Origin of the sequence: Pseudovibrio sp. WM33, assembly GCF_001623165.1 — a bacterium.
GTDB lineage: Bacteria > Pseudomonadota > Alphaproteobacteria > Rhizobiales > Stappiaceae > Pseudovibrio.
The window spans coordinates 23,379-30,615 of record NZ_LMCK01000022.1; the positions used below are offsets into that span (position 1 = coordinate 23,379).

6 protein-coding genes are annotated in these 7,237 nt (G+C 54.2%); 1 reads left to right on the forward strand and 5 read right to left on the reverse strand.

Annotated elements, in window-relative coordinates; translation table 11 throughout:
• Positions 1 to 84 precede the first annotated feature (84 nt).
• Positions 85 to 2,637 carry a ComEC/Rec2 family competence protein gene (locus PsWM33_RS05945; RefSeq protein ID WP_063299544.1) on the forward strand — a complete coding sequence of 851 codons (2,553 nt, stop codon included), beginning with the start codon at positions 85 to 87 and terminating at the stop codon, positions 2,635 to 2,637.
• On the opposite strand, the gene lexA is transcribed toward PsWM33_RS05945, so the two are convergent.
• The 5 genes from lexA to trpD form a co-directional block, all read right to left on the reverse strand.
• The gene (gene lexA / locus PsWM33_RS26675) at positions 2,533 to 3,255 is read right to left on the reverse strand and encodes a transcriptional repressor LexA (protein WP_057465511.1); all 723 of its coding nucleotides are present in this window, start codon (positions 3,253 to 3,255) and stop codon (positions 2,533 to 2,535) included. The two genes, PsWM33_RS05945 and lexA, sit on opposite strands and share 105 nt — an antisense overlap.
• A 249-nt stretch (positions 3,256 to 3,504) precedes the next feature.
• Positions 3,505 to 4,719, reverse strand: coding sequence for a molybdopterin molybdotransferase MoeA (locus PsWM33_RS05960; RefSeq protein ID WP_063299547.1), 1,215 nt, complete (start codon positions 4,717 to 4,719; stop codon positions 3,505 to 3,507).
• Complete coding sequence (gene moaC / locus PsWM33_RS05965; RefSeq protein ID WP_063299548.1) at positions 4,716 to 5,219, reverse strand: cyclic pyranopterin monophosphate synthase MoaC; 504 nt, start codon at positions 5,217 to 5,219, stop codon at positions 4,716 to 4,718. The genes PsWM33_RS05960 and moaC overlap by 4 nt, the downstream gene beginning before the upstream one ends.
• 57 nt (positions 5,220 to 5,276) lie before the next feature.
• The gene (gene trpC / locus PsWM33_RS05970) at positions 5,277 to 6,068 is read right to left on the reverse strand and encodes an indole-3-glycerol phosphate synthase TrpC (RefSeq protein ID WP_063299549.1); all 792 of its coding nucleotides are present in this window, start codon (positions 6,066 to 6,068) and stop codon (positions 5,277 to 5,279) included.
• Positions 6,069 to 6,081: 13 nt separating this feature from the next.
• A complete protein-coding gene (gene trpD / locus PsWM33_RS05975) occupies positions 6,082 to 7,119 on the reverse strand; it encodes an anthranilate phosphoribosyltransferase (protein WP_063299550.1) in 1,038 nt (345 codons plus the stop codon).
• Positions 7,120 to 7,237 lie beyond the last annotated feature (118 nt).

Below are 7,237 nucleotides of genomic sequence, written 5' to 3' on the forward strand. Positions count from 1 at the left end.
GGTAATTACGGCGGGGCGCCGTACCTCTGCGGGCTGTGTATCATAGCATTGAAAAGTTCCCAAGTGGCAGAAAGGGACTTAAGGGTGCGCGAGGGGCAATCATCCTCAGACAAGACGCAATCTGGTGGCTGTGCTCCCAGAATAGGTGAGCTTTGCCTTGAGGAGGATAAGTTTTCTTCTGTGCTGTTTGAGACCGATACGGCGCTTGCTGGACGAGTCACACAGCAACGCACAAAAACGCAAACCAACGCAAAAAACGCACATAGCAACGCAAGCACGCGTTTTGCTGAAGAGAAACAGCGCCTTAGGCTTCGTGATGTGGTCCAAAAGATACGTGAGCTGCTGGGTTTCGTGCTGAGGCCGGATTGGCCAGCTGTCATGAGTTATGCCCGCTCTGCTCTGGTACAGGATTGGAACAAGGGGCATGGCATCCTCTGGTATGCGCTCTGCCACTTGGCTGGTGTACTGGTTTATTTCTCACTCCCCGCAGAGCCTTACAGTGTTTTAAGCGGAACTCCTTTTATCTTATTGGGAGTATTCGCTTTTCGTCGTTGGAAGATCGGGCGGTTAACGGTTGGGCTGACCGCGCTTTTGTTCTTTACTGCCGGGTTCTTCCTTGCTGACTTGCGCGTGGAGTATGCGCGCGGTGACCCGCTGGAGCGCCCGGTTACACGCAAAGTGGAGGGTGTGGTTGCTGGAGTGAAGCATTCTGGCAAAGGGGCTTACTCCGTCATTTTTGCAGATGTGACAACACTTTCGCAGAAGGGCGTAACTCTTCTTTCTTATCGCATCCGGATTAGCATCAAGGGGATGAAAGAGGCACCCGTGATGGGGGACAGGATGCAGCTGAAGGCTCGGTTGTTGCCGCCGGGAGGTGCGGTGCGCCCCGGTGGGTATGACTTTGCCCGAACTGCGTTTTTCAGTGGGATTGGTGCAGTCGGCTATGCGCTTTCCAAACCGGTTGTTGTGGCACAGGTAGAGGGCACAAGTTTTCTGCAAGGGATAGAGCGTGTGCGCAGTGGGATAGCACAGCGGATCCGGCGGGTGTTGGATAACAGCCCGGAAAGTGCGTTTGCTGTTGCACTTCTGGTGGGCAAGCGAGACTATCTTGCCACCGCTGACAAGGATGCCTTGCGCAATGCAGGGCTTGCTCATGTGCTCGCTATCTCCGGCATGCATATGGGACTTGTGACCTCTCTGGTCTTCCTTGGTGCCCGCCTGATCCTATCCCTCAGCCAGTCGCTTGCGCTGAAAGGACATATTCACGTTTATGCCAGCGTGGCAGCACTGATTGCGGCGATTGTTTATCTTGGTTTGTCAGGAGCTTCTGTGGCAACGCAGCGGGCTTTTTTGATGGCGGCGATGATTTTATGCGCGGGTCTGCTTGGTCGGCGGGCCTTCAGTCTGCGTGGTCTGGCGCTGGCTTGCCTTGTGCTTTTAAGCCTGAGGCCGGAGGAGGTTCTGGCTCCCGGGTTTCAGATGTCCTTCATTGCAGTGCTCGCCTTGCTCTCAGCCTATATGCTTGGGAAGGATTGGTTGCTCGGTGATCGAGACAGTTCGCGCAGACGGAATACCTCATGGTTTCAGAAGGTTAGTCGTGTAATCTTAAAGTGGATTCTAGCTTGTGCGTTGACCTCGTTGATTGCAGGTGCTGCCACGGGGCCAGTTGCGGCGATGCATTTTGAGCAGGTTGCGCCTTATGGAGTTCTGGGGAATATTCTTGCTATGCCATTGGTGACTTTTGTGGTTATGCCCCTTGGGTTATTGAGTCTGTTGGCGATCCCGTTTGGTGCGGATGCGTTCTTTCTGCAAGGGATGGAGGCTGGGTTGGCGCTGGTGCTGAAAGCTGCCTACTGGGTGAGCTCACTCAGTGAGGGGCTGACCAGTCTCGGGGTTGCCAGTGCTCCAGGGTATCTGCTCGTGATCCTAGCGATTGTCGTGCTGTGTGTGACGCCGCTGCGCCTGAAATGGCTTTCACTTCCGGCATTTACGGTGAGTGTCCTGATGTTTGCCGGTGGCAAGGCGCCTGATCTGATGATTGCAGATGCGGGCAAGCACATTGCTTATTATGGGCAGGATGGTGCGTTTCGACTGACGTCCTCGCGTATGTCGTTTGCTGCTGACAGCCTGTTGCGCGCTGGTGGGGGTTCAGCGGGTTCGTTCAAGCAGCACAAGGTGAGGGCTTCAGATCGGTCCTGTGATGAGCGCGGCTGTGTGATTGAGATATTCCCTCAGCAGCCTGCGGAGGGAGAGAGGGTAAGTTCAGAACCTATCCTGCTGGCGCAGTCCAAAGCAGTTGATGTTTTGGAGGCTGACTGCCATCTTGCCACCATCGTCATCACACAGGTTCAGGCGCCTCCGGCTTGCCGGGCTGAGCTGGTTATCGACCAGAAGATTTTCGGAGAACGAGGTTCAGCTTACATCTGGCTCTCAGCTGGCGCTAAGGGCGGGGAAAGAATAAAAAAAGTGCGCTGGGCATATGATGCTCAGCGCAGACCTTGGAATCCAAAATTGCCTCAGGCAACCAATGATTTAATAGCGGCGGAAGAGCGCAATCATCTTGCCTTGAACGTGGACGCGGCCCGGGCCGAAGATGCGAGTTTCGTAGGCGGGGTTGGCCGCTTCCAACGCGACTGAGGCGCCTTTTTTGCGCAGGCGCTTCAAGGTTGCTTCTTCTTCATCAATCAGCGCCACAACGATTTCGCCGTTATCAGCCGTGTCACCACGTTTGATCAACACGGTATCCCCATCGAAGATACCGGCATCGATCATGGAGTCGCCTTTGACTTCCAGCGCATAATGCTCACCGCGACCCATCAGATCAGCAGGCATTGCGATGGTATGGCTTTGTGTCTGGATTGCTTCGATTGGTACGCCTGCAGCAATGCGGCCCATGACCGGGATTTCCAGCGTTGGCACTTCGTCTGGTGATGTGGTGCGTGGAGGTGGCGGCGTTGCTACTTTCTTGCTCAGGGAGCCCTCAATCACCTCAGGTGCAAAGCCTTTTTCCTTAGCGGCAGGCTTCAGGCCCGGAGAAATGGAGTCTGGCAGTTTGAGGATTTCAAGTGCACGAGCTCTGTTCGGCAAGCGGCGAATGAAGCCGCGCTCTTCCAGAGCTGTGATCAGCCGGTGAATGCCGGATTTGGAACGGAGGTCCAGCGCGTCCTTCATCTCATCGAAGGAGGGCGGAACACCGGCTTCCTTCAAGCGTTGATGGATGAACATCAAAAGCTCGTGTTGCTTCTGTGTAAGCATCTTTTATCCCCGTTCGCTCCTAAGGCGCTGATTGAAAGTGAGCGGTCATTCCTGACCAATCGCAGTTTTGTAATTCCAAGAAGCTGAAAGACTTCAACTTCTGCGATTGGAAGGACAAAACACGAACGTACTCTACCTGTTCTCATTGTGTTCTGCAATGGGTTTGTTGAGGTTAAGCCCTGCTAGAACTGGGGGATTTGGTTTCTGGTGGGTGAGTGGGCAGGGGTTGCCCACTTCTGATGTCTGGATTTAGCGTAGCTTGAGCAGGTCCACTTTTTCACCTGCCTTTGCAGCTGGTGCGTGTGGTGGACGAATGATCAGGGCATCTGCTTTTGTCAGCAAGGCAAGCATGGAAGAGTCCTGTTTGCCAAACGGTGTTGCTATCAGATCTCCGTGTTCGTCTGTGTCCAGACTGGCGCGCAGGTAGTCCTGGCGCATATCATTTGTAGGCAAATCATCTGCCAGAGTTGCTTTGGTAACGCCTTGATTTGTCACAGAGACCGTGCGGCCTAACATCTTGTCCAGAAGCGGGCCGAGGAAGAGGAGTGCGCATACAAGGCTGGAGACTGGATTGCCAGGAAGGCCGAGGACTTTCATCGGGCCAAGGGCACCGGCCATGAGGGGCTTGCCCGGGCGCATGGCGATGCGCCAGAAGCCTAGCTCCATGCCTTCAGCGCCCAGCACGTCCTGAATGAGATCGTGGTCGCCCACAGAGGCACCGCCGAGTGTCACCAGTACATCGGCTTTCGCTTCAATGGCCTGCTTCACGCGTGCCGCGATTTCCTCAGGTTGGTCTGGTGCAATGCCCAGCATCATTGGCGTTCCACCGCAGTTTCTGACGAATTCTGCGATGCCGACCTGATTGGACGCGATGATTTGATTCGGACCTGGTACCTGGCCTGGCTCTACGAGTTCATCACCATTTGCGAGGATCGCAACAACCGGTTTTTTGCGTACTGGCAAGGCTGCGTGGTTCATGGCGCCTGCAAGCGATAACTCACGGAAGCCGAGTGGCGCGCCTGCCTTCAGGAGGGTTTGACCTTCTTTGAAGTCGAGGCCTGCTGGGCGGATGAACTTACCAACAGAAACGGCTTCCTCGCAAAACAGGTTATCCCCGTCACGGCGAGCGTTTTCCTGCATTAAAATCGCGTCGACGCCTGCTGGAACAGGCGCACCTGTAAAGATGCGCAGAGCTTCTCCGGCTTGCAGCGTGCCATCGAAGTTATGCCCGGCAGCAACTTCTCCAATGACCTTCAAAGCAGTCTCTGGATCGACCGTATCAGCAGCTTTGACAGCATACCCATCCATTGCTGAGGCCGAAAATGGAGGCTGCGTTCTCGTTGCAGCAACATCTTCTGCCAGAATGCGTTCTCCGGTTTCAAGTAGTGGAAGCTGCTCGGTACCGGTCGGATTCACATCTTTCAGGAGGCGGTCCAGCGCTTCTTCAATACTGATCAAGCTCATCGGGAGTTATCCTCCTCAGCCAGATAGTGACCGGACTTGCCGCCCTTCTTCTCCAGCAACCGGATTTCACCGATCTCCATAGAACGGTCAACGGCTTTTGCCATGTCGTAAATTGTCAGGCAGGCAACGGAGGCGGCTGTAAGTGCTTCCATTTCGATGCCAGTCTGGCCGGATACTTTTGCAAAGACTTCGATCTCAATTCCTGGCAGCTCAGGATTGGGTGTGAAGTCCACCTGAACCTTGGAAAGCGCCAGAGGATGGCACAACGGGATCAGCTCGTGAGTTCTCTTGGCCGCCATGATGCCAGCAATGCGTGCCGTTGCGAGCACGTCGCCTTTCTTGGCGTTGCCTGAAAGGATCATGTCCAGAGTCTCAGGCTGCATTTTTACCTGACCGCCTGCACGGGCAATGCGTGAGGTAACCTCTTTCTCCGAAATGTCGACCATATGAGCCGCACCGCTGTCATCTAAGTGAGTGAGTTTTGGAGAAAGTTCTGACATTTTCTTGCCTCTGGACACAGTTTGTTCAGGTGTCTGCTTTTGCCAAGCAGTTGATTTTTAGCGTTTAAGTAAAGCTTTGGTTGCGGTTTCCACATCCTCCTGACGCATCAGGCTTTCGCCGATGAGGAAGGTGGAGATACCGGAGTTTTCCATTCGGTAGAGGTCTTCTGGAGTGAACAGGCCGCTTTCGCCAACAATGATCCGATCTTGCGGGATCAGTGGTGCGAGCCGCTCGCTGGTTTCCAGAGATGTCTCGAAGGTTTTTAGATTGCGATTGTTGATGCCAACAAGCGGAGAGGAGAGCTTTAGCGCGCGTTCCAGCTCAGCTTCGTCATGCACTTCGATAAGCGCATCCATGCCCAGTCCAAATGCGGCGTCTTCCAACTCTTTGGCCAGTTGGTCGCTAACAGCTGCCATAATGATCAGAATACAGTCAGCGCCCCATGCACGTGCTTCATGAACCTGATAGGTGTCATAAAGGAAGTCCTTGCGCAGAACTGGCAGAGAGACTTCAGCGCGAGCTGCGACGAGATATTCTGGTTTGCCCTGAAAAGATGGTGTGTCCGTCAATACGGACAAGCATGCTGCACCACCGTTTTCATAGGCTTTGGCGAGTGCGGGCGGGTTGAAATTAGCGCGGATCAATCCCTTGGATGGGCTTGCTTTTTTAACCTCTGCGATCAGGGCGTACTCACCGTTCGCATGCTTGGCTTTCAAAGCATCTGCAAAGCTGCGTGTTGGTGTTGCTGCTTTAATCGCCTCATTCAGATCAGCCAACGAAGTTTGCGCTTTGGCAGCAGCAATTTCTTCACGTTTGTAAGCTTCGATTTTCTTAAGGATTTCTGACATGGGATCCGTGGTCTTAGAGTTTCATATTGGCAGCTGTTGCAGCGTCGGAGGCTTCAACAAGTTTGTCCAGTCGGGAAAGGGCTGCACCTTGGTCAATCGCCTGTGCAGCCATCTGGACACCCTCAGTGAGGGTGGAGACCTTATCTGCGACGATAAGGGAGGCCGCTGAATTGAGCAGGACGATATCCCTGTAAGCGTTTTTTGCTCCTTGCAGCACTTCGCGCAGTGCCTGAGCATTTTCTTTTGGATCGCCGCCTTTCAGATCGTCTGTCTTTGCAAGCGGCAGGCCCGCATCTTCAGGAGACACTGTGAAGGTGTTGATGTTTCCGTTCTTCAGTTCGGCGACAAAGGTGGTTCCGGTGGTGGTGATTTCGTCCATTCCATCGGAGCCGTTGACGATCCAGGCTTTTTCGGTGCCCATTTCCTGAAGGGTGTTGGCGAGTGGTTCAACCCATTGCTGTGCGAATACGCCTGTCATCTGGCGCTTTGCGCCTGCCGGGTTGGCGAGCGGGCCTAGCAGGTTGAAGATTGTTCTGGTGCCCAGCTCAATGCGGGCCGGGCCGACATGGCGCATGGCCTTGTGGTGGTTTGGTGCAAACATGAAGCCGATACCGGCCTCATGAATGCAATGGCTGATGCCGTTCGCATCCAGGTCCAGGTTGATGCCAAGCTCGGCAAGTGCTTCTGCTGAACCGGATTTGGAGGACAGGGACCGGTTGCCATGTTTTGCAACGGTCACGCCGCAGCCCGCCACAACAATGGCTGTGCAGGTTGAAATGTTATAGGAGCCGGATGCGTCACCACCTGTGCCAACAATGTCGATGGCGTGATTTGGTGCTTTCACCGGGATCATTTTGGCGCGCATGGTTTCTACAGCTGCAGAAATTTCGTCGATGGTTTCGCCGCGCAAGCGCAAGGCCATGAGGAAGCCACCGATCTGTGCGGGAGTTGCAGCGCCTGACATGATGATCTCGAAGGCCTGGCGGGCCTGAGATCGGTCCAACGTGTTTCCGTCAGCGACAATTCCAATGAGATTTTTCAAATTGCTCACGGCGAAAACCCCCTCAATCTCTCAGGTAATTCCTTAGCATACACAAGGGCTAACTATTAGATAGCTTTCGGAGGGCTGTCTAGGAGATAAACAAAAGCCCGCCACACTTATAAGTGTG